Origin of the sequence: Rubripirellula amarantea (assembly GCF_007859865.1) — a bacterium.
GTDB lineage: Bacteria > Planctomycetota > Planctomycetia > Pirellulales > Pirellulaceae > Rubripirellula > Rubripirellula amarantea.
The window spans coordinates 1,849,935-1,873,151 of record NZ_SJPI01000001.1; the positions used below are offsets into that span (position 1 = coordinate 1,849,935).

Below are 23,217 nucleotides of genomic sequence, written 5' to 3' on the forward strand. Positions count from 1 at the left end.
TCACCACACGAGGCGACATGATGCATCGAAACGGTTCTAGCAAGCTAGCAAAGATCACGACTCGAAGACTTATGCAGGGCTATGCCATGTTGGCTTGCCTATGGATGACCGGGTGCAGCACCCTAGGGTTATCCCTGTTCCCTTCGGATTCAATGTTAACGAAGGACGCCGAGTCAGTCCTTGATGCGTCGAAGATTCCATTTGGGATCGCTCGAGAGAATGCCAAGACGGTGCTACCACCGCATGCTCTCGAACCTGGTGACGCTTTGCTGATCGAACCGGTCAACCTAGAGCGAGACCTGCGGCTTCCAGCCGACCAAGTGGTTTTGGCTGATGGAACGGTTGACCTGGGACCGTACGGTCGTGTCGTTGTCGCTGGTCAGGATCTTGAGCAAGCAGAATCGTTGATCGAACGTCAGATCGCGTATCAGATTCGACTGCAGCAAGAAACGTGCAAGCCGCTGTTGGCCGACGAAACCGGCGAATTGAATCAAGCACGTGATTTGCCCGAGGATTGTGACGCGATCGCGGTCAACGTGCGAATGTTGGAACCCGTACATCGCTTCTATGTACTCGGTGAAGTCAATGCACCGGGCGCTTACCCGCTATCCGGGTTTGAAACCGTTCTCGACGCGATCGTCACGGCAGGTGGCCTGACCAGCGCAGCAAACCCGTGCAAAATTCTGCTGGCCCGTCCGACGGATCCATGTGAGTGCCGAGTGACATTGCCCGTCTGTTATCGCTCCATTGTTCAAATGGGAAACACATCGTCGAACTATCAACTGCAACCCGGTGACCGAATCTTCGTTTCATCGAGGTCGTGCATGGATGAATTGATGTTCTGGCGAGCCAGTCGAACCTGCGATCGTTGCCAGGGCTGTAATCGCGCTTGCAAGGTACCGCCTACCTACACGGCTCAACCAATGCTGGGCGTCGCGAATACCATGATCTCGCCGGGAAGCGTTGGATTGATGCGGCTATCAAACGACCCGCTGCGGCCCAATGACTTGTTGGAACGAGACTCACCTGACTTTCAAAGCAGCGAAGGCAATTCATCGCAAGGTCTGAGTGACTATCTCAATCAATCGCCTGAGGCTCCTTTTTCATCCGAACGGTCCCGCGAGAGTGACGTCGATGGTGAACTTGATTTCCGCGATAACTAACGGCATCACTGATGCTTGCTAAGTCAATCGTTCAGGCAATTGATAAGAATGAGTCCCACTGAAAACGATCACTAAGGTTGTGCACCACGCAGATGCCGCCGAGCGCATCACGCAGTTGCCGAGTGCATCACGCAGTTGCCGGTCAAACGGTGGCATTCATGTGCATTCGAACGGCGCCGGGGACGACGTCAAAACGCACTGGTTCCCGATCCACAAACTCGCCGTCGAGGGTAAACCGCATCGGTGGATTGGATTGCAATTGAAGCGATTTAACTTGCCGAAAGATAACTTGCTCGCATTCGAGGAAGTCACCCAGCAAGTTGTTCGCAACAATCTCAATCATGTCTCCCACCGTACCATCGCGAATGATAACGATATCGATCAGTCCATCGACCGGCGAAGCCTTCGGCGCGACTTGGATTCGTCCAGCATTTGTTTTTCCGTTGGCAACCAAGACCGCCCAAGAATCAAGTTTCTGAAAAACTTCTCCATCGCAATTCAGGTCGATACAGTAGGAAGTCATATCAGGCAGAACGTCGATAGCCCCGCGAACGTAGCTAAACGCTCCCCAACGCGCCTTTAATTCATCGGTCATGACTTCGCTGACCCGAACACAGTTTCCACCCGCGGCGATGTTGGCATAGTAGCGTTCCATGTTCTCACCCTGAATACGAACCACGTCGACCGGAATCGCTTCCTGCGCGAGTATCTCGACCGCCAATGAGATGTCATCGGGAATCTCGAGCGTGCCGGCGAAATCGTTGGCAGTGCCTAGGGGAATGATTCCCATGCTCGGTCGCTGAGCCGCTTCGATAGTCATCAACGCATTGACGACGGCATTCACCGTTCCATCACCACCAGCAGCGACGACGGTGGACTTCGGCGTATTAGAAGAAGCCTTGATCTCGTCCACCAAGTCCGAGGTTTCGGATAGATCAATCCAAGTAGTAGCGTGATGGTCCAGATGAGTTCGTAGTGTATCTGTTTCGCTCGCCCTTCCCGAACCAGAGTTCCAGACGACGGTTTTCATGAGGGAACGCCTTCGGAATTGACGGCCTTCTCCCCAAGCAACTCACTGATCTGGCTGAACAGTCGTTTGAAGTCGACGGGTTTGGAGTGGAACGCATCGCAACCGGCGGCAATCGCCCGCGTCTCATCATCCGGAAGCGCGTGAGCGGTCAGCGCGATCACAGGAATTCGTTTTTCAACTTCGGCAGCTCGAATTTGCATGGTAGCTTCAATCCCATCAAGTTCTGGCATGTTGACATCCATCAAAATTAACGACGGTGCAGCTTGGGCGGTCGCCAGAACAGCCTCGAGGCCGTTACTAGCCGTGACCACTGCATAACCACGCTTACGCAAATGTTGAGCCATCATCTCGCGAATATCGTCGTGGTCGTCGACTAGCAAAATTGTGGTCATGGTGTGCTCAATCAATTGAAGGTTGAAGAAAGGTAGTTCAAAGCGAACTCGTGGAAATGGTGTCAGGCGTTTCAGAGCGGTGGAACGATTGGTCTGGCGCCGGAGATTGCCGTTGCAGTATCGATTCGATCTTGGCTCGTGTTTGCGAATACGAGGTCGTCATGCCGGTCGCGCCGGCCTTGCGAAACTTCACAAACAACTTGTCGAAGTTCTTGAACTTGCCCATGCAAGCGATCAACACTGGGCCGGTGTAACCTTCGCTACGAATGGATCTGCAAAGATAGCGAGCTTGCGCGAAGCCTCCTTTGGGTAGCACAACGATGACCACGATGGAGGGTGCACTATCTGCAATCTGCCGGCCTATTTCTTCCGGGAGAGTTTCGTCATCAATGCTGGTCAGTTCGTACTTCCCACGGCCACCTATTCGAAGCAAGTTCAATAGCAAGAATTCGCTGAAGTGATGCGACGTGCAGCCGACCACCGTAGGTAAAGTCGTGGCCGTGGTTTCCTCATCCAATGGTTCGCCATCTACCGGTTCAGCCTTTGCCGGTGAAGTGTCCAATTCTTCACCCAGGCTGGCGATCAATCCCCCGGACATCGCAAATAAGCGATTGGCGTCAACATCACTTAAATGACTAGCGTCGTGGTCGAGACGGATACGTTTGAGTGTGGGAACAATCACTTCATCACTGACACCGGACAAATCCGACTCAGCGACGTATTGCCTGAGTAACTCACCAGCTCGATGTTCGTCACCGGCTAGTAGCCGCTGGTAAAACCGCATTGATTTTTTGATTTCGACTTCCTCGCCCAACAAAGTGGAAAGGATTTTGAAGCGAGGAACGTAGCGTCCGAGCACCACCAAACAAACGGTGAGCGGGGTCGAAAGGAGCAAACCGACCGGCCCCCACAACCAACCCCAAAACACGGCCGCAACAATCACCGCGACAGCCGAGATGCCGGTGCTGGCACCATACAACCATGGCTCCAAAACGTTGTTGCTGAATAATTCCATCGTGATGATTAGGACCAACACGGCTAACGCAACGCCATAGCCCGGAAAGACCGACAAAGCGATCGCGAGTGGGAAAACGGCAGCAGCGGTCGGGCCGATGTAGGGTACAAATCGGAGCGATGTCGCCAGCACACCCCATAAGATCACGTTGGGAAAACTACCGCCTGGGGTCATGGTCGCCCCGATCAACGCCAAACCAACGGTTAATACGAACCCGTACGAAGTGTTCACAATCGTTTGAGCGATCAGGTATCGGCTGATTCGCCCGGCCGCCTCGTCCAACGCTTCGGTTGTTGTGACGTAGTTTCCGTGACTGACCACCGCGATGATGCGGTCTCTTAAGTCTTCTCGGTGGATCAACATGAACAACGCGAACACACTCACAAGACCCGCCGTGGCCAGTGGCCCCAGCACGGTACCCGCTGTGGTTGCCCATGAAGCCAACGGCAAGTCATCTCGCACTTCTTGGACGTAAAGGGGCGTGCGGGTGGACGTACCGTCGTGAGGCAAGTCTTTGCGGCCGTCAGAGTTCTCTGGCAGGATTCGGTTGGTCCATGTCGTCCACAAAGACGTGTCTGCGTCTTCTTGATCATCTATCTTGACCGCTGCACCCTCTTCCATCGCCTCGGTCACTTCACTTGCGAGTTGGTCGAGGGATCCGCCAACGCCGCTTGTCATCCCCGAAAGACTGCGTGCTTTTGCGACGAGCTCTCCTTTATGCTTTGGCAGGTCGCCGACCAAGGTGGTCAGTTCGCGGCCAATCAGAGTGAAGCCGCCTGCAAGAAGGACGAACGCGAGCGCCGCAGTTGCTACAACTGCCATGACGTTGGGGATACCTAGTCGTTGCAGCCGGTTTACGATCGGACTCAGGAGGAACGACAGCAACAATCCGAGTGCCAGCGGAATGAAAACATCACGGGCGAAATACAATGCTGCGACGGTTAATATAACCGCAAGCAACTGAGCGACCGCAGAGATCATCGCAAGGTCGGATTTTTGTTGTGTCATTCAGTAGGTCAATAGTTCATTCAAGGGACTAAAAGTGCGTAGGTCGTTGGCGATCGCTTGAGTCGTCAATCAGCTAGGTCACACGAAGTGATTTTGAGCGAAATGTTGCGTTATCAATTACTACTGGGATCATCTAACTCGTTGTAACGTGCAGGTGGGCTTGTGGCTTCCAAGGCCACAATAGGTTCAAGCACGCGGTAACGGTGATTTGCACCCGCGGGCACTAACCAAGAGTCTCCCCCTTGTAACGTGACCACTTCACCGTCCAAGTCCAATTCCAGGACCCCACTGAGCAAGTAGCCAACGGTCTCATAGTCACGAGAGCGGGGCGAATCGTAATCCGCTTTACCCTCCTGCCAACGCCGTAAAGCAACGTGCTTTCCCGATGCCAAGTACTTCTGGCCCATCTCGCCAGTCTCTGCAGTCGACTTCGAGGTAATTTGAGGAATGTCCATTCGAATGTCCTTATTTGAAGGGTGTAGTTTCGTCGCAGTTCGTTTACTTGTTGCTTGTTCGTTTACTTAAATACTGTGACGCAAACGCTATGCCGTTGTCAGGCAAAGCAGCGTGTCAGCACCTGGCGCAACAATTGCTTGTACGAGCCTTCAAATTGACACGTGACAAACTTCACCGTCAGTGATGCGGGATGTCACAAGAATAGGCTGACGCGGTTGTCGCTCGCCTAGTTTCAGAGTGGTTGTTGGGACTGTCGTACAGTTCAGCAACCCTTTCGGTTCACCTAAGAGGTAATTGATCATGCGCGTCGTCGTATTAATCTTGGTTTTGGTCCTTGTTCTTGGATTGATCGGCTGGCTTCAATTCAGTTCACCCAATGGCAATCCAACCATAGAGGTCGACACGGATAAGGTCCGACAGGACACATCGACCATTGTCGAGAAAACCAAGAATGCCGTAGACAGCGCGGCTGGCAAGATCGATGCGAGCATTGATCGTGAGCCGGTAGCACCAGTCGATCCAGTGGCTCCGTAGTTAATCAATCTGTGCTGTTTCGACATTCGGCACTTTGCGATCGGCATTCGGCAAACGTTCAATTCTGTGTTTGCCTGAGCGGAGCGACGACGCGAGGTGCACGAGAGCCGTTTGGGCAGTCTCGTGAGTTAAGACTGGGGAGTTCGTTCTAGGGAATTCAGACTAGGGAGTTCAGTCTAAGTCATTCAACAACGAGCCGTTGATAGGATGGAGTGTTAGAGCGATCGTTACGATCGAACGCTCTTTGCAAATGCTCTTTGCAAAACACGCGTATCGCCTAAGTTGGCGACACGGTGTCTGCATCTAAGTACTGGACGTACTATTCTTCACCAACATCCACGTTGACTCCGCCATCACCTACTTCAACGTCGACGCCGTCAACTGCGTCTCGCAAGTTTTCGCGTCTTTCCTCACGGCGTTCCATTCGATTTTCAACCGGGGTGTCGTTGACGTCAACATTGACGCCATCAGTGTCATCAGGCAGAGTGCCACGTTCATGGACGTCAACGTCGCAACCCGCAAAGCTAAGGACTAGGGCTAGAGTAGCGACGAACAGGGAAGTCTTCATAATTCAACTTTCGTAAATAGGGTTTGCGGTGTCAGCAATCTCGTTGCTCAGCGAGCTTCCTCGATTTATCGGCGAAGCGAAGGGGCGAACAAGTTCTGGCGGTTAAATGTGTAGGCGCAAAAAAAGCCGACGCGTCGTTATTGCCGCGTCGGCCATAGGAACAATAAAGCTTACTGATTGACGTTTCGACGGTTTTCACGCATTAGACGATCCTTCTCGTCCATGTTGCGTTTGACGCCGTATCGTTTGTCGAGGTCGGCTGCCCATTGTGAGTCAGCCATGTTTGGCCAACTGTCTTCATCAAATCCCTGTTGGCCCTCAAGCTGTTGCTGGGTGACATCCAAGACTAAGACATAGTCATCTGAGTCGATGTCATCGTCGCCCACTTCATCCGGATCGGCTTGGACACGGAACGCTTCGAATGGCACGGCAAACATCTTGTTACCTACTCCCAAGAAGCCGCCGTAGGTTACCGCCGCGTAGCGAACCTTTCCGGTCTTTGAATCGAGAACAATGTCGTTGATTTCACCGACGCTCTCTCCTCGTGAATTCTGAATGTTGTAGCCAATCAATTGGCTAACCCGGATATTGGTTCCGCTTGTCTTGGAATCCAGTCTCCCAGCGTCGGTTTGCTGGTTTACACCGTTAGTTTGATAACGGTCTTGAGTAGCTGCGTCCTGGGCCATAACGTTGCCCAGGGTGACGCATGAAAGGACCGCAGCAGCGGTCGCGTATTGGAATGCACGTTTCATAGTAATTTCTCCAAGTGTTGATATGAGTAAGAAGATTCGGTTATCGAACTAGGTGTTTAGCCTGATGTTCGTTCATCTGAATTCAACTGGTTTGCGAGTTCGTTCAATGGATGCCTTGCGGCAGCAACTCTGCTAGCAGTTGCATGAACTCTCGAATTCCTTGACTTGCTTTTCTGCTTCGTCCTTGGCGATGCCATAGCGTTCTTGAACCTTGCCAACCAGCTCTTCTCGCTTGCCAGCGACAACGTCAAGATCGTCTTCCGTCAGGTCGCCCCATTTTTGTTGGGCTTGGCCTTTGACCTGTTTCCATTTGCCTTGTATTTGGTCCCAGTTCATTGTTCTTTCTCCAGACTGAGTCAGATAAGTATGCCGCTCTACTTAGCGGACATTTAATAAGAACACTTAGCTGCACGTCGTGGACCAATCAACGAGATAAGAGAGCTGGCGATGCGTCTTTCGCACGTTTTGACGCTTACTTCCTACTTCAAAAGAAAGAAGCGACGAATCAACGATTCGTCGCTAGTGGCGTGTGATCGGTTGGCGAACGAACAGGTAGCTTCCCAATCAATCGAAGAGGCTTTCGTTGATGAGAAAACTCTCCCCGTGAATCGACATTGTTGATTGCATATTGAAAAGCAAAGTGTCTGAGCGAGGCAGGCTTTTGTCTCAGCAAGAGAGAAGTGAGACGGTGCCGACTTCTCCCGCTCAACATCAAGAGGCAACCGGGAAGTAGATCAGTAGATCAACAGATCAGCAGATTCGACCGCATCGAATCGGTTACAGTGCACGCTTCCCCTACGACGCCTCTACTTGTTCTTGTACGCGTCTCGCAAATCCCGGATCTTATCGTGGCCTGCCTTCACGGCTGCGTATTGGTCAGTGAGTAGGTCGTTCATGGCGCTGCCTGCGGTTTCCTTCAAGACTTCTTCGTAGGCTGCTTTGATGTGATCTTCGCCTCGCTCGGCTTCGATCAGAATGACGTAGGGATCGCCACCGTTGATCTTGCTGCGAATGTTGATCCAGATTCGGTGAGTCTTGGCGGCTACACTACCGTCGTCTTCTGCTTCTTTTCCATTGAACTCCACGAACTTTTGAAGCTCACTCGCCATGGCGCTACGCTGGTCGCCAATCTCTTTGAACAGAGTCGTAAGTTGTGCATCGTCGATTTCCTCTGCGGATTCGTGGAAGCCGTTGTAGGAATCGATATTGGCACGAATTAGCTTTTGTAGTTTGTTAATCGTGGTTTCATTGAGGTCGGTCTTTGTTTCGAGACTCATGGTTTGCTCCTAAGTAGTTTGAATGAAATGTCTACAAGCATTCAAACGCAAACAGTGTGCCGGAAGCCGACGATCTGCTTTAAGAAGAGCTTTCAGACCCTTCAAACAGACCCTGAAGGAAAGGCACTTCATTGATGGCCGAGCCCGGCCAAAAGACCAGCATAAGAACGCCGCCAATAACAGCGACGCCGAAGGCCGCGGCCACATATAGGCTTAATTTGCGAGTGCCCAGCAGCACAACGGCGCCGGCCTTGAAGATCAGGTTCGATAGCGTTGCGATCACGATCACCCGCCATGCTGTATCTGGGTCGACGCGACCTTCGTTGAACATCTTTGCCGTTGATAGGGTGATGGCATCCACATCCGTCAGTCCTGATATGCCCGCGATTGCATAAAGTGAGTTTTCGCCGAAAATATCTTTAGCTGCTGCGACAGCGAACAAGATGATCGCATAGAGGCCACCAAAGATGATCGCTGGCTTCAATTGAGCAGGGTTGTCGTGATCGGGTGGAGTCGTGGCATGACGGCGAAGCGGCAGATACAAGACAAAACATTCTACGACCATCAGTATCAATAGCGAGGTCATAGGTAGGAACGTAAACTTCAATAAGCTCGGAGATACGATCCCAATCTCAATCAAGATGCGAACGTTCACAACGGTCGACGCGATCAGAATCACCATCGCAGCCATGGTCGTGGCGTCCGGTGAGCTTTTGGTCTGCCTCGCATAACTGACGGTGGTTGCCGTGCTAGAAATCAAACCGCCAAAGATGCCTCCCAGAATAGCTCCGGCTTTGGCTCCCAAGAGTTTATACGCTACGTAGGCAACCATACTGATGCCGACAATGAGGACAACCATTCGCCAAATGTCGTAAGGGTTCAGCACATCGTAAGGACCGAAAGTTTGGTCTGGTAAGATCGGTAAAACGACGAGGCTGATGAGCACTAGGTTCATCAACGCACGTAGATCTTTGTCGGTCATTGACGCGACTAAACCATGCAGTCGCTGTTTCCAATGCAGAAGAACCGCGGCGACGCCTGCGGTAACGATCGCTGGGCCAGTGTTCCCTGTTCCCAACGCGCAGCCAACGGCGAACATCAACAACGCTGCTATTTCCGTTGTCATGCCCGAGTCGAAGTCGCCCGAGCGAATCTTGGCGATGTTTGCGATTGCAAGCAGAACCGCAATTGAAAGAACCCCGGCGGCGATCAGCCAGCCCGACTGATCAGCCATCAGGGTTGAGAGTGTGCCAAACAATGAAATGAGCGGGAACGTCCGTATCCCCGCGATTTCCGACTCTTTCCATTGTCGTTGCAAGCCTACCAGCAGGCCGAGTCCAAGTGAGATCGCGATTGCCTGGTAGGTTTCCATTTATGCTTTGTGCCTATTTCTCAAGACCGTGTCCTAAGTTTGCGTAGTGCAGCTTTTCGGTGCTCAGAGGCATCCATTGTAAGCATGCGAAGTCGAGTGCATCGCTGTATCTAGCGGCGCAGCTTCCAGCCTACGATCACACCAAGGCCGAAGCACCACACGGCTGCAACGTCGGGACGATCCTTCGCGTAATCACGAAGAAGTCCAAAAACGTCCTTCGCGGGGCTCGCGACGTAGTGATTGCCGTACTCCTGGAGGCTTTCACCCGCCGAACGAGTTGCCTCGTCGAATTTGCTGTGCATGTCACGGTTTTGGGATTCAGTGGGTGGCGTCTTAGTTTGTGCATTCATCGTTGAAAAACTTTAATTGGTAGGGTGAAAGGTGAATGGGAAGAGATGACCGCGACGATGATTTGCCTCGTAGCGCGGGTGATCAAATCGCGGCGATCAAATCGCGAAGTTGTCTGGTGTTATCGTCCACTCCAACGCTCGCGCCACGTTGGTTCTCGATAGCGATCAGTTGCAAGCGAATACCCAATGGCGATTCCTGCCAGGATGCCGATACCCAAAGCAGTGGCAACCGATTCCATGGGGTGTCGGGCGACTGCTTTGGTCGAACGCTCGTACCCTTGTCGCAGCTTCTCACCAGTGACTTCCGCATATTCGGAAGCCCGTGAAGTCAAATGCGAACAGCTTTCGCCACATTCTTGATAGATCCTGGTGACGAAGGATTCGACTTCTTCGCGAGCAGCACCAACCTTTTGTTGGATGAGTCCGATCAATTGCTCGCTATCACCTTCGACCTCACGGAGTTCATCATCCGTAATTTGTCCATACTTTTCTTGGACCGCACCGTGAATCGAGTTCCACTTTCCACTCGTTTGTTGTTTCATAACCATCACACACCTCTTGAACGATTTATACGTGGCCGCTTGGGAGTGCATTACTCCCACCGTGAAGCGGACGGGTAAGTGAGAAAGCAAACCATGTGCCAGCAGAACAGTCGAAACAGGGCCGACCTTGACGCTCACGTAATCAACGCAAATTCAAAAGAACCGTCGGTTGGGATCCGCTGATAGCAAAGAAGCTATGCCGATTGGTTTTCGACGTTCGTGGTCGCTAACCGTTCAAGTTCACTAAGCGATTCGACAGCGATCTGTAGGATAGGTTCCAGGTCGTTGCCGTCACCGGACCGCCCCACGGTCGCCGTTTCGCCTGCTTCCGTTCGCCGCGCCAGAATATCGAGCGACATTCCCGCAGTATGCAGATGATTGCAGATATCATGACGGCGTCGTGAAAGTTCTTCGGCGGAAAGGCCGTCGCAGGAAGTCATTGTCCAGGATGACGGCTCGAACTCCCCCTCGAATAAGCCCTCTGGCGCCTCGACATTTATATCCGTCGTGATATCGCCCGATCGCACAATTTCGATCGAGATATTGAGACGTCGAAATTGGATAATTTGCGAATTTTCGCCGACCAGCGTGGTCATAATATGTCTCCCTACATTCGCGCAATTGGTTCAGCGTCTTCCTTCAACGCACCTGTGCAGGTGTGAAGGCAATTTGCGTACCAATATCGCCTGCGCTAATTGACGTGGTAACGTCCTTCGACTTCAATTTGGTGGCAGGATAAGATGAGCCGATTGATGTTTGCCACGGGAAATGAGGATATGGCGTCCTTCTCGATGGATGTTGAGTGCAACAACCTGACTTGTGATGCCTTGGTCAATGTTGCTTTGACCGATGATTCGTTAGTTAGTGGGATCTTGGTCAGTGGAATCTCGATCAGTGGAATTGCGTTGACTCGTGGGCAATCGTGTTGCTTTTTGGGCAATGGGATAACTGTTGGGACCGAGAAAGATCAAGTTGTTCGCAAAGAACACAGGGTGGATTCAAAATCTGATTTCGGATTCGATGCGTCGATATTCAAGACCGATGGTTTTGTTGGGCGCGACGCGTCACTAGTCACTAAAGGTGAATCGCAACGAAGAACTTCCGCCTCCAAAGATAGGGAACCGTCCGCAAAACTCAGGGAACGAAGTGACTAGGCCAAGGCCGCAGTCGAGCCGATATGCCGGAAGCGTGTCACGCGGTCACTCTTGGGGGACAGATACAGGGTTATGAAAAACAAGCGATCACAGTTGAGCGACGCACCCCCAAGCGTTTCGTCTCCCGGCGCCGCGCCGGTCATTGTGGGCGTTGGCGCTTCGGCCGGTGGACTCGATGCGTTTCGAGAATTGTTGAAGCACATCGGTCCAAGTGAGGAAATAGTGCTGGTCTTCGTCCAGCACCATGATCCGGCCAACGAACCTTTGCTTAGGAAGTTGCTGGCCGAGGAGTCTCAGCTTGAGGTTATTGAAATCACAGGGCGTAAGAAGCTGAAAACGGGGTGTGTGTATATCTCGCACGCTCGTCAATTTCTGCAACTTAATAATGGTGTCGTGACACCCATCATGCCCGGGGCTGATGAAAGTCCACTTACCGCGATTGATCGTTTCTTTCATTCACTGGCCGAAGACCAAGGCCAACGAGCGGTTGGCATTGTGCTCTCGGGTGCCGGTAGTGATGGGACTGTTGGAATCAAGGCGATCAGTGACGCCGGCGGATTGACCTTTGCTCAAGACCTCGCATCGGCGTCCTTCGACAGCATGCCCCGAAGTGCCGCCACCACCGGTGTCGCGGACCACGTATGCCGACCTAGCGAGATTGCGGCAGAGTTGTTGCGCTATGCTTCCCATGTACTCGAATTTTCCGACGAGAATGCGGTCGAGAGGATCCAGAAGCAAATCGGTGAAGCGATTCCAAGAATTGCTCAGCATCTTCTGAAGAACACCGGTCACAACTTTCAGCATTACAAGATTACCACGCTAACCCGTCGCATTCAGCGGCGCATGCAGATCTTGAAGATTGCAACGGCAAACGAGTACTTCCTATGGTTGCAGCAACACGAGGACGAAACAAATGCTTTGTTCCGAGAACTGTTGATCGGAGTCACCGCTTTTTTTCGCGACCCTGAAGCATTCGATGCCATTGCCAAGACAGTGTTGCCCAAGATCTTTTCAAACCGCAATAGCAGCGACCCAATTCGTATTTGGGTAGCCGGTTGCAGCACTGGCGAAGAGGCGTATTCCCTTGCGATGTTATGTCGTGAGCAAGCTGATGCCATGGAATCGCCGCCCGAGTTCCAGATCTTTGCAACGGATATCGACGAACGTGCCCTGCAGATTGCACGAGCCGGCACTTACCCGACGGGCATTGCGGATTACGTCAGCCCCGAACGGCTGAAGCGTTTCTTTGTTAAACGAGGAAAGCGATACCACATCACCAGTGAGATTCGCGAACGTGTTTTGTTCTCAAAGCACAACCTGATAAGTGATCCTCCCTTTTCACGTCAGGATTTGATTTCTTGCCGAAATCTTCTGATCTACTTGGGGACTCACCTGCAAGAGAAATTGATTCCGCTGTTTCACTACGCGATTCAGCCGTCGGGATTCTTATTCCTGGGGCCTAGCGAGACCATTTCAACGCATGGCGAACTGTTCAAGGCTCTCGATAGCAAGTTTCGAATTTCTCAGCGAAAGGGCACCGCTACCGATTCGATCAGTGCGTTGGCGATTCGGCAGGGCGAGGTGAAACCTATTCGTGTCGGAGAGAACCAACCGGATTCGACGGTCGACCTCGACTGCCTTCGCCAAAGAATCTTATTGGACGAGTTTGCTCCTAAAGCGGTCGTTATTGATCAGTCCGGGCAAGTGCTCAATGCGTCCGACGGCATTGCGAAGTACTTGGCCGTTTCCGGTGGCGATTTTCAAAACAACATCATCAAGATGGCGGTGTCGGGATTGCGGATCGGCCTGCGGGCGGCCATTAACGAAGCGACGAGGACACGTCGAAAAGTAACGCACGAAAATCTTTCCATCCGTGACGACGACATGATCCAACGCGTCATGTTGACGGTCCAGCCTATGCCAAAGTTGGGCGAGGACGACGAATTGTTGATGGTGGTCTTTCATGACGTCGGTGAGCCAATACGCCGTGAGGATGCCGACACATCGCTGCAGGAAACGACGACAGGTAGTCAAGACGCCGACGCCATCATTGCGCAGATGGAACGTGAGCTCGAAGCAACTCGCAGCGATCTAGAACGCACGCTTCAAGACATGGAAGCGGCGAATGAAGAGATGAAGTCGTCCAATGAAGAACTCTTGTCGATGAATGAAGAACTTCAATCGGCAAACGAGGAACTTGAAACGTCAAAGGAAGAAATTCGATCGGCCAGTGATGCCATTGCTCGTGCTAACACTGACTTGGAAAATCTTCTCCGCAGCACGCAGATTGCCACGGTGTTCTTGGATAGCGATTTAAACATTCGAAGCTTTACACCTGCGATCACTGAAATCTATGGATTACTAGGTACCGACGCCGGCCGTTCGCTTGAGCAGTTTGTGCCGCTGGTTGACCAGATGCCTCCGTTACCGAAACCGGAAACGCTGCACGAAGGCGAAGTGGTTGAGCACACCGTACGCGCAAAGTCGGGCAAGTATTTCATTCGACGAGTCTTGCCGTACCAATCTCACTTGGCTACCCGTGACGGTGTCGTGGTCACGTTCATTAACGTCTCGGATATCGTCGAACGAGAAGCACGGTTGGCATCGTTGATGAGTTCGGCTGCTGAAGGCATCTACGGCATCGATCACGATGGAAATTGCACGTTTGCCAACCAGGCTTGCGCTAGGCTGCTTGGATATGAAAGTCCAAGTGAGTTGCTAGGCAAGCAAATGCATGGGTTGATTCATCACACTCATCGTGACGGAACGAACTACCCTTTCGAGGACTGCAAAATTGCGAGGGCATTCAAGAATGGCCAGCAAGTTCATTCGGATCAAGAAATATATTGGCGGGCCGATGGGACATCGTTTGATGTTGAGTATTGGTCGCATCCGCAAATTCATGATGGATCAACGGTTGGTTGTGTCGTCACGTTCATTGACATTACCGAGCGACGAAAAGCGGAAATCGAACTTGCTGATGCAAAGGCGCGTCTTGAATTGTCTCTCGAAGTCGCCGACGTTGCCCCATGGAATTGGGATATGCAAACCGGTGAACCAATTTCCAATCCGATTCTCAATCGGTTGTTTGGATTTGAGGAGCATGAAAGTCCTCCGCTGAAAGAGTTCATCAACCGCATTGACGAATCCGTTCGAGAAGATATTTCCAACGCTATTGAAAACGCGATCGCGACGGGCGAAACGTACGACCAAGAGTATCCGGTTCGTTGGCCTTCTGGTGAAGTTCGCCATCTGCGAGCTCGCGGTCGGGTTCGGATGTCCAACGAAGGTGTCACACAGGACTTTTTCGGTGTCGTGCTTGATATCACCGAACGTAAGCGTCGTGAACTTCATCTTGCTGATCGCGAATCGCATCTGCGCCGCGTAATTGACCACCAGATAGGGTTGGTTGGTGTGCTTGAACCCGATGGGACCCTCGTGGAAGCCAACGCGACCGCGGTTGATGCTGCGGGCCTGCAGCGTAGCGATGTGATTGGAAAGAAATTCTGGGACTGCTATTGGTGGAACTACGACGCCAAAGTTGCCGCTCGCTTGAAGGACAAATTCGAACAAGCGCTTGCTGGCGAAATTGTCCGGTACGACGAGTACGTGCGGATGGCTGATGACGAAACCATGGCCATTGATTTCATGATTAGCCCGGTTCGAGATACTGACGGAACGATCACACACTTAATTCCTTCCGCTATGGATATCAGTGATCGAAAGAAGGCCGAAGAAGAAGTAGCGCAGCGCGAGCAGCGGTTGCAGCTTGCGTTAGATTCCGGCGGGATGGGGCTTTGGGAATGGGATTGCGGAACCGACCTTATCACTTGGTCGGATCAAATGTACGCAATGTTCGGTTACTCACGCGATGAGTTTGACGCTAGTAAGGCCGGTTTCCTCGACGTGGTCTACCCCGACGACCGTCCGATGCTCGAGAAGATGATTAAGTCGGCGTTTGCGGGCACCTGCCAAACGCACGAAGTTGAATTTCGCGTGGTTCGAGGGACCGACAAATCTATCGTCTGGACGCAAAGTCGCGGTACCATCCATCGTGATGCCGACGGTAATCCGCTATCGATTGTCAGCGTTGCGGTCGACGTTACACGGCGCAAGCGATGGGAAATGGAGTTGGTAGATCGCGAAGCGCATCTTCGTCGCGTCATCAACAATCAACTCGGTTTGGTGGGAGTGATTGATCGTAATGGCATCCTGCTGGAAGTGGATGATCGTTCGCTTGAGATAGCAAGAACTCGGCGGGAAGAGGTGATTGGTAAGCATTTCGCCGAGGCGCCGTGGTGGAACTACGATCCCGCTGTGGCTCAGCAAATGCGAGAAGCCATGCAGCGAGCCCTTAAAGGTGAGGTCGTTCGATACGACGTCTCACTGTTTGCTCACGGCAACAGTGGTGTGATGATTGACTTCATGATCGCGCCAGTATTCGACGCTGATGGAAATGTTGAATACCTGATTCCTTCGGGCGTTGATATTCGCGAGCGAGTGAAGATTGAACAAGAGCAGCGTTCGGTAACGCGTCGAATGAAGATGGCATTACGTGCCGGCGGAATGGCTGCCTGGGAATGGACCCCGAAGAAAAGTATTTGGACTCCAGAATTGTATGAGTTGCTCGGCATTGATCCGCAACAAGAATCAAGTTCGGAATTGTTTTTCTCTTTGGTTCACCCAGAGGATCTTGATCTGCTAAAGCAAGATTGGGAGAGGGCCGTCAATGGTGGCGACGCGTACGATAGTGAGTTTCGAATCATTCGCCCCGATGGCGAGGTTCGCTGGATGAATGGGCTCGGAGAAGTCGTTCGCGATGGGAATGGCAAGGTGATTCGCATGCATGGCGTCAATTGGGATTCCACCCAGGATCACTTGCACGCCGAAGCACTTCGTGAAAGTGAGCGCCGGGCGCACGAAGCTAGCGCATCGAAGAGCGAGTTCCTGGCCAATATGTCTCATGAGATTCGCACTCCCATGACCGCTATTTTGGGCTATGCCGAATTGATTCGCGATTTGGTGGACGACGAAGAAGCTCGGCAGCACCTGCAAACAATTCGACGTAACGGAGATTACTTGCTTGAGATCATCAATGACATCTTGGACCTCTCTAAAATTGAAGCTGGGAAAGTGGATGTCGATATTGAACGATTCGAGCCGGCACGAGTCATCGAAGACGTGCGAAGTATCATGGAGGTTCGAGCTTCGGAAAGCGGACTGGAGCTAGACGTTGAATACGAATCAAAAATTCCTAAGTACATTGAAAGCGACGCAAAACGGCTCAAGCAAATTCTGATCAACTTGGTGGGAAATGCGATCAAGTTCACCCGGAAAGGTGAGGTCCGGATTCGTGTACGGTTCGATGGCTCTCGGTTGAAGTTCGATGTTACCGATACTGGCATTGGAATGACGCCTGAGCAACAACAACGACTATTCAAGCCGTTTTCGCAGGGCGATTCCTTGATCACTCAACAATTCGGTGGAACCGGCCTGGGGTTGGCGATTAGTCAACGCTTGGCTTCCATGTTGGGTGGTGAAATTAGTGTCAGCAGTACGTTTGAGAAGGGCAGCACCTTTACAGTTGCGATATCAACCGGAAATTTGGATGGAGTTCCGTTGGTAAAGCCACTCGACGTTGTCGAACCAGAATTCAACGCCGGCGAAATCAAAGACATTCAAATTTCTGCTCACATCTTGATTGTCGATGATCGCCGCGACATTCGTTTCCTAAGCAAGCACATCATCAACAAGGCAGGTGGTACGGTTACTGAGGCCGAGGATGGTGTGTTGGCCATTCAATCGGTCAAGAAAGCCAACGAACAAGGTCAAGAGTTCAACCTTATTTTGCTCGACATGCAAATGCCCAACATGGACGGTTACGAAACGGCAAGGCGTCTAAGGCAACTAGGGTATGCTGGCCCCATCATTGCTCTGACGGCTGATGCGATGCAGGGAGACATGAATAAGTGCCTCGAAGCTGGTTGCAACGACTACCTTTCTAAACCCATCGACAAGGTCGCGATGTTGCGAAAGATCTCGGAGATGTTGGGCTAGGCGTAGCCCAATTCTGTATCCGCATCTACGTCGCACCTAGCGAACACCCGAGTACGGCAGTTCGCCAATGAAGATAGTACGGCAAACTCTAGGATCGAGTTTTGCTTTGAACGAATGGCAACATGACCATGTTGGTCGATTCCCAAGCAGTGCTTTCGACGAGATCGTTGGCACACGATTCGCTGCTCCCAACCAGCCAGTTAGTTACGGCTGTGAGAGCCTTACGATTCCGTCGCTTGGAGTAGTCGATGTTTGTTTTAGAGACCATTCATACCGAAGGCATATCGCAACTTTCGTATCTCGTTGCCGATACCGCTTCTGGCGTGGCGGCCGTCATAGACCCTCGCACCGACGTCGAGATTTATGAACAGGTGGCGCGGAAGCATGGCGTAAGCATCACTCATGTCTTTGAAACCCACATTCATGCGGACTTTGCGTCCGGCTCTCGATCATTGGCTGACCGCGTAGGTGGAGCAAAGATTTATCTAAGCAGCGTTGATGCCAACTATCAGTTTTCGGCTGAACTAGTAAGCGATGGCGATCGCTTTGACTTCGGATCGTTCAGCTTGATCGGTAGGCACACACCGGGTCATACGCCCGAACACTTATCTTTTTTGCTTTGCGAAGCCGATCATCCTGACCAGCCCTGGGCTGTGTTTACCGGCGACTCGCTGTTCGTTGGTTCAGCCGGTCGGCCTGACTTGCTTGGTTCCGATCAAGCCGATCAGCTCGCGACTTCGCTCTATCAGACGCTATACGATTTCTATCTCACGCTCGAAGACTACGTCACCATCTTCCCCGGTCACGGTGCTGGTTCCGCCTGCGGTGCTGACATTGGTGACCGGCTAAGTAGCACTATCGGATATGAACGTCGAACGAACAAATTTCTTTGCTTTCCCGACTTGGAGGCGTTTCGCGAGTTCGTCATAGGCGATGCCCCGCCTGTACCGGCTCACTATCCGAAACTGAAGGTAGTGAATGCCAACGGGCCGTCCATCATGGATCGGCTGCCGACCATTCCGGCATTGCCGCCAGAAGAGTTTCGAAAGGCTGCTCGCCTATCCGGTATCACAACGATTGATACACGTTCGATGTTGGCTTTCGGGGGCGGGCATGTGCCAGGAAGTATCAACATCGCGGCTCGCCCGGAGATTTCCGTTTGGTTGGGACAGCTATTTGACCTCGATCAAAAGCTCTTGTTGATAGTTGACAGCGATGAGGACGTTGAGCGCATTCAGCGACTGATCGTTCGCAGCGGGCATTGCCAGTTCGCCGGTTACCTTGCCGGTGGAATGAAAGCCTGGGAAACGGCCGGGTTACCTTTAGAGCAAATTGATCAGGTGTCGGTGCATCAGTTGCGACAGCTTATGTCGACCGGTTCGGATTTCACAGTTCTCGATGTGCGTTCGCCCGACGAATGGTCGGGCGGCCATGTCCCCGATGCCCAGCATTATTTCGTCGCTGACATGCGAGACCGCATTTCGGGTTTGGACAAAGAGCATCGCTATGTGACGTATTGCGCGAGCGGTTATCGAGCCAGCATCGCGTCGAGTCTGATGAAATCGCGTGGGTTTAAGCAAGTGTCGAATGTTCCAGGTAGTTGGTCAGCCTGGACCGCCGCGGGCTATCCCGTCGAGCAGGTGAACGAGGTGTCTCATGCTTAGTTCGTCGCCTATGTTTTTCGCAGCTATCGATGTTGACCCGCTTTCGTATCCCGGGCCTGCTTGGTCGCCCTACGTCGTAGGCGGACTCATTGGTCTGTTATCAATGTTCACGTTTTACTTCTCGAACAAACCACTTGGGGCCTCAACCGCATACGCGAGGGTCGCCGGAATCATCGGCTTGAAGATCGCCCCTGGTCATACGAAATCGCTAGCGTACTTCCGCGAAAACCCGCCCAAGGTCGGTTGGGAGTTGATGTTGGTGGGGGCTGTCATTTTGGGTGCATTCATTGCAGCCTGGACCGGCGGTGAATTGACCAATCAATTTCTCCCGGAGATGTGGCAAGCTCGTTTTGGTGAGGATAGCTACTTGTTGCGCGGGGTGACCGCACTTGCGGGCGGCGTGCTGATGGCTTTTGGTGCACGCATGGCTGGTGGTTGTACAAGCGGTCATGGCATCAGCGGGACATTGCAATTGGCGGTCGGTTCGTGGCTGTCTGCTATCTGCTTTTTCATCGGCGGCATCGTGGCCGCGATGTTGATGTACGCGACGTAGTCTCCCATCGAGTGACTTAGTCTTCCACCAAACAAATCAGAAACAAGGCATGCAGATGACCGTTACCGCTGAGAAAGAGAACGACCGAGAGGCACCTGAGTTGCCCCCGAAGTCCGCCGATTTGCAACCCAAAATTGCGACTGGTAGAGCTCTCGTGCTAGGTGTTGTGTTCGGTCTCGTATTCGGCTTTTTGCTTCAGAAAGGCGGCGTAGCAAAGTACCACGTCCTCATCGGCCAACTACTTTTGGTTGACTATACGGTCGTGAAAGTAATGCTATCCGCGGTCGTGGTTGGGGCGTTAGGAATCCACTTCATGCACCGAGCCGGTTTGGTCGAACTGCATATCAAACCTACCCGTTACGCGTCCAATGTAATCGGAGGCTTGCTGTTTGGTATCGGCTTTGCTCTGTCTGCTTACTGTCCTGGCACGGGAGCGGCTGCGCTGGGTCAGGGTAACTACGACGCCATCGCGATGATGGTGGGAATGATCACTGGATCGTATCTATTCGCAGAGATGTCGGGCTACATCACTCGTCGCGTTCATCCCATTGGTGACCGTGGCAAGATCACGTTGGTCGATGTGCTTCCTATGGGCCGAACAGCGGTTGTTCTTGGAACGGTCGTGCTGTTAGTTGCCTGCCTGCTTACGATCGAATACTTAGACGTTCGTTGAGAACTTCTTTCACACTTACTTTTTTGGAGAATAACCATGGCCATTAACCACGAATGCATTGAAGCGTGTCAACGTTGTGCGACAGCTTGTGAGCAATGTCTGAACGCGATGATCGGAATGGACAGTGATAACAACTGCCCTCATTGTTGTCGCGAATGCATCGATATTTGTTTGCTATGCGCTCAGGCAATGGCGCGAGAGAGTCGTTTTTCAGACGCGATTTGCAAGCTATGCGCCGACGTTTGCGATTGGTGTGCTCAGCAATGTGGTGCTCACGATCACGATCATTGTCAGCAGTGCGCTGAAGCTTGTCGCCATTGTGCTGAGTCCTGTCGCGCGATGGCTGCCTAGAACCGATTGTGGAGATAAACGATGGCGAATAAGTCGAAAGAACGCGGAAAGTCCGACAGTGATCAGCAGCGTCCCGCTCAATCGCAAGATCGACAACCAGGACATCAGAATGAAATGGTACCTGAACCGGTTACGCTTCCCGATGGTTATACGGGGAGCGGTAAGTTGGACGGTAAGGTGGCCTTGATCACGGGTGGTGATAGCGGTATCGGTCGTAGCGTTGCGGTTATGTTTGCACGCGAAGGTGCCGATGTCGCGATCGTTTACCTCGATGAAAATTCGGATGCCGCCGAGACAAAGCGCCTCGTCGAAAGTGAAGGCCGCCGCTGTCTCGTCTTTGCGGGGGACATTGGTGATCAAACGTTTTGCGAATCGGTTGTTGCGAATGTTGCAGCCGAGCTCGGCCGGATTGACGTTCTTGTCAACAACGCAGCAGAACAGCACCCCGAAGAGAGTCTAGAACGGATACGTGAGCAACAGCTCGTCCGCACCTTCCGCACGAATATCTTTTCGATGTTCTATATGTCACAGGCTGCTTTGCCCTTTTTGAAAGAACAGTCTGGTAGTTCGATCATCAACACAACGTCGGTAACCGCTTATCGTGGTAGCCCAGGGTTGCTCGACTATTCCGCAACCAAAGGAGCGATCGTCAGCTTCACCCGTTCGCTTTCGCAGAATCTTGTCAAAGATGGGATCCGAGTCAATGCAGTAGCACCGGGACCCATATGGACACCACTCATCCCCGCAACGTTTCCACCCGAGAAGGTTGCCAAGTTCGGGAGTGACGCACCGATGGGACGTGCCGGGCAACCTCATGAATGTGCCAGTTGCTACGTGTTTCTCGCTAGCGACGATTCTTCCTACATGACTGGTCAAGTCCTACATCCCAATGGTGGCGAGGTCATCAACGGCTGAAGTACTCAGTGCATTGTTCGAAAGTCAAGTTCTCAGCCAGTGGGAACTGGTGAGAACGGCTTTCTAGGAAGTGCATCAAGTAACCCGCGGTATTTGGGAACGCAACCAAGTCACCACGACGCACGCCACTAGGGAAATGTAACTTGCGAAGCGTCAATAGTTCGGACTCGGTGCAGTACGATCCCACCAGGTATCCGGTGATCGGATCACGCTTGCCACCACTCGGAATCAGGATTGGATCCACAAGGAAATCGTCGCTTGATGTTCGGCACTGGGTTCTATTCATTGATAATCCCACTAACCATTCACCGTCTGCATTCTGCTTGCGGTATTCGACCCTTGCGAGCGTCAAACCACAGCCATCCATTAAGCTTCGTCCGGGCTCGCAACGCAATTGAAGGTTTGAGTCTTTCAACAGTTTGGAAATCGTTTCGCCGTTGATGCGAGTGTCCAGGATCTTCTTCAACCAATCCGCACGAGTAAGGGATTGAAAGTAAGGGTAGCTGTTTGGCTTGCCAATCACGTCGTCCTTGAAGTTCACCAATCCGAGCCCATGCCCCCGATAAGTTAGAGGTTCACGCTGACCTCGCAATGCGCTTCGCAGTTCGTCCCAGAACCTCTCCCAGTTTTCGCCATCATTGAGGTACGAAATTGGAAATCCGCCTCCCATGTCAATAAAGGTAGGGAGATGACCATGCGAGCGCAGAGCCTTAACCCAATCCATTGCTGCAACGATGCCACTTACTCGTTGGTCCGCGTCATAGCCATCCAAGTGGAAATGGATACCTTCCACGCGGACAGGGTAATCCGACAATTGTGAAGCGAGGTCGATATCCCGTTCCACGTCGAAACCGAAACGCGTCGGAAGCTTCTGCCTTTGATGAACAAATCCGCCGAGGCGTAGTGCAATTTTGGCGGTGTGGCCACTCGAACGAGCGAGTTCGCCGGTGACTTCTAGTTCGTCTCGGTTATCAATCGCCACACATACGTTCTTGTCCAAACACAAACGCAATAATGATTCATCTTTAATGGCGGCTGTGCAGATTAGACTCGAAGAATCAGTGCCTCGATCGAAGCTCTGACGAAGCTCGTTTTCACTAGCTACGTCGACCCCGATGTTCAGAGCGTTTGCAGTGTCGACAAAGTGCAGGCATTTGTTCGACTTGCGAGCAAAGAACACACGAAAGTCTAATCCACGAGATGCCGCGATCTCGTTCAGTTCTTGCACGTTGTCACGCATCGGATTTGATGAGATGACATTCAATGGCGAACCATGTTCAGCGACTAGCTCCGGCAAACGTGGATGTCGCAACAACTGCTCCATCCACGGTTCCAGCCGACCCACCAACGGCACCTCACCATGACAATGTCTTCTGATGTCATGGAACGTT

20 protein-coding genes are annotated in these 23,217 nt (G+C 52.3%); 7 read left to right on the top strand and 13 right to left on the bottom strand.

The genetic code is table 11. The annotated features are described in order from the left end of the window. Positions 1-17: 17 nt before the first annotated feature. Entirely contained in the window at positions 18-1,163 is a 1,146-nt protein-coding gene (locus Pla22_RS06690) for a polysaccharide biosynthesis/export family protein (protein ID WP_242631842.1), read from the top strand. Positions 1,164-1,305: 142 nt separating this feature from the next. Here the strand turns inward: Pla22_RS06690 and Pla22_RS06695 are convergent, their stop codons facing one another. From Pla22_RS06695 to Pla22_RS06710, 4 genes are all read right to left on the bottom strand, one after another. Beyond that, a complete protein-coding gene (locus tag Pla22_RS06695) occupies positions 1,306-2,193 on the bottom strand; it encodes a diacylglycerol/lipid kinase family protein (RefSeq protein WP_146513921.1) in 888 nt (295 codons plus the stop codon). Beyond that, positions 2,190-2,585 (bottom strand): response regulator, encoded by a 396-nt coding sequence (locus Pla22_RS06700; protein ID WP_146513922.1) that lies wholly within the window; start codon positions 2,583-2,585, stop codon positions 2,190-2,192. The genes Pla22_RS06695 and Pla22_RS06700 overlap by 4 nt, the downstream gene beginning before the upstream one ends. A 37-nt stretch (positions 2,586-2,622) precedes the next feature. Further along, positions 2,623-4,608 carry an AI-2E family transporter gene (locus Pla22_RS06705; protein WP_146513923.1) on the bottom strand — a complete coding sequence of 662 codons (1,986 nt, stop codon included), beginning with the start codon at positions 4,606-4,608 and terminating at the stop codon, positions 2,623-2,625. Between the two features lie 113 nt (positions 4,609-4,721). After that, entirely contained in the window at positions 4,722-5,063 is a 342-nt protein-coding gene (locus Pla22_RS06710; RefSeq protein ID WP_146513924.1) for a cupin domain-containing protein, read from the bottom strand. 301 nt (positions 5,064-5,364) lie between these two features. Here Pla22_RS06710 and Pla22_RS06715 point away from each other — a divergent pair, with 301 nt between their 5' ends. Continuing rightward, positions 5,365-5,598: a hypothetical protein gene (locus Pla22_RS06715; protein WP_146513925.1), complete on the top strand. Its 234-nt coding sequence runs from the start codon at positions 5,365-5,367 to the stop codon at positions 5,596-5,598. A 319-nt stretch (positions 5,599-5,917) separates the two neighbouring features. On the opposite strand, the gene Pla22_RS06720 is transcribed toward Pla22_RS06715, so the two are convergent. The 8 genes from Pla22_RS06720 to Pla22_RS06755 form a co-directional block, all read right to left on the bottom strand. Continuing rightward, complete coding sequence (locus Pla22_RS06720) at positions 5,918-6,166, bottom strand: hypothetical protein (RefSeq protein ID WP_146513926.1); 249 nt, start codon at positions 6,164-6,166, stop codon at positions 5,918-5,920. 170 nt (positions 6,167-6,336) lie between these two features. Next, a complete protein-coding gene (locus tag Pla22_RS06725) occupies positions 6,337-6,918 on the bottom strand; it encodes a PRC-barrel domain-containing protein (protein ID WP_146513927.1) in 582 nt (193 codons plus the stop codon). Between the two features lie 132 nt (positions 6,919-7,050). Further along, entirely contained in the window at positions 7,051-7,254 is a 204-nt protein-coding gene (locus Pla22_RS06730; RefSeq protein WP_146513928.1) for a CsbD family protein, read from the bottom strand. 470 nt (positions 7,255-7,724) lie between these two features. Further along, positions 7,725-8,195, bottom strand: a complete 471-nt coding sequence (locus tag Pla22_RS06735) for a PA2169 family four-helix-bundle protein (RefSeq protein WP_146513929.1) — start codon at positions 8,193-8,195, stop codon at positions 7,725-7,727. A 79-nt stretch (positions 8,196-8,274) separates the two neighbouring features. Next, a complete protein-coding gene (locus tag Pla22_RS06740; protein WP_146513930.1) occupies positions 8,275-9,567 on the bottom strand; it encodes an MgtC/SapB family protein in 1,293 nt (430 codons plus the stop codon). A gap of 110 nt (positions 9,568-9,677) precedes the next feature. Then, the gene (locus Pla22_RS06745; protein ID WP_146513931.1) at positions 9,678-9,917 is read right to left on the bottom strand and encodes a hypothetical protein; all 240 of its coding nucleotides are present in this window, start codon (positions 9,915-9,917) and stop codon (positions 9,678-9,680) included. Positions 9,918-10,036: 119 nt separating this feature from the next. Beyond that, positions 10,037-10,459 (bottom strand): CsbD family protein, encoded by a 423-nt coding sequence (locus tag Pla22_RS06750; protein WP_146513932.1) that lies wholly within the window; start codon positions 10,457-10,459, stop codon positions 10,037-10,039. 194 nt (positions 10,460-10,653) lie between these two features. Further along, positions 10,654-11,055 (bottom strand): hypothetical protein, encoded by a 402-nt coding sequence (locus Pla22_RS06755; RefSeq protein WP_146513933.1) that lies wholly within the window; start codon positions 11,053-11,055, stop codon positions 10,654-10,656. 651 nt (positions 11,056-11,706) lie between these two features. On the opposite strand from Pla22_RS06755, the gene Pla22_RS06760 reads away from it, so the two are divergent. The 5 genes from Pla22_RS06760 to Pla22_RS06785 all read left to right on the top strand — a co-directional run bounded on the left by Pla22_RS06760 (position 11,707) and on the right by Pla22_RS06785 (position 21,826). Then, positions 11,707-17,670, top strand: coding sequence for a PAS domain S-box protein (locus Pla22_RS06760; RefSeq protein ID WP_165440549.1), 5,964 nt, complete (start codon positions 11,707-11,709; stop codon positions 17,668-17,670). A 248-nt stretch (positions 17,671-17,918) separates the two neighbouring features. After that, positions 17,919-19,334, top strand: coding sequence for an MBL fold metallo-hydrolase (locus Pla22_RS06765; protein ID WP_146513935.1), 1,416 nt, complete (start codon positions 17,919-17,921; stop codon positions 19,332-19,334). Then, positions 19,327-19,887, top strand: coding sequence for a YeeE/YedE thiosulfate transporter family protein (locus Pla22_RS06770; RefSeq protein ID WP_242631843.1), 561 nt, complete (start codon positions 19,327-19,329; stop codon positions 19,885-19,887). Before Pla22_RS06765 ends, Pla22_RS06770 begins: the two co-directional genes overlap by 8 nt. Positions 19,888-19,936: 49 nt before the next feature. Then, positions 19,937-20,560: a YeeE/YedE family protein gene (locus Pla22_RS06775; RefSeq protein WP_146513936.1), complete on the top strand. Its 624-nt coding sequence runs from the start codon at positions 19,937-19,939 to the stop codon at positions 20,558-20,560. A gap of 372 nt (positions 20,561-20,932) precedes the next feature. Then, complete coding sequence (locus Pla22_RS06785; protein ID WP_146513938.1) at positions 20,933-21,826, top strand: SDR family oxidoreductase; 894 nt, start codon at positions 20,933-20,935, stop codon at positions 21,824-21,826. Here Pla22_RS06785 and Pla22_RS06790 read toward each other — a convergent pair. Beyond that, the gene (locus tag Pla22_RS06790) at positions 21,816-23,138 is read right to left on the bottom strand and encodes a Y4yA family PLP-dependent enzyme (RefSeq protein ID WP_315854150.1); all 1,323 of its coding nucleotides are present in this window, start codon (positions 23,136-23,138) and stop codon (positions 21,816-21,818) included. The genes Pla22_RS06785 and Pla22_RS06790 overlap by 11 nt on opposite strands. Positions 23,139-23,217 lie beyond the last annotated feature (79 nt).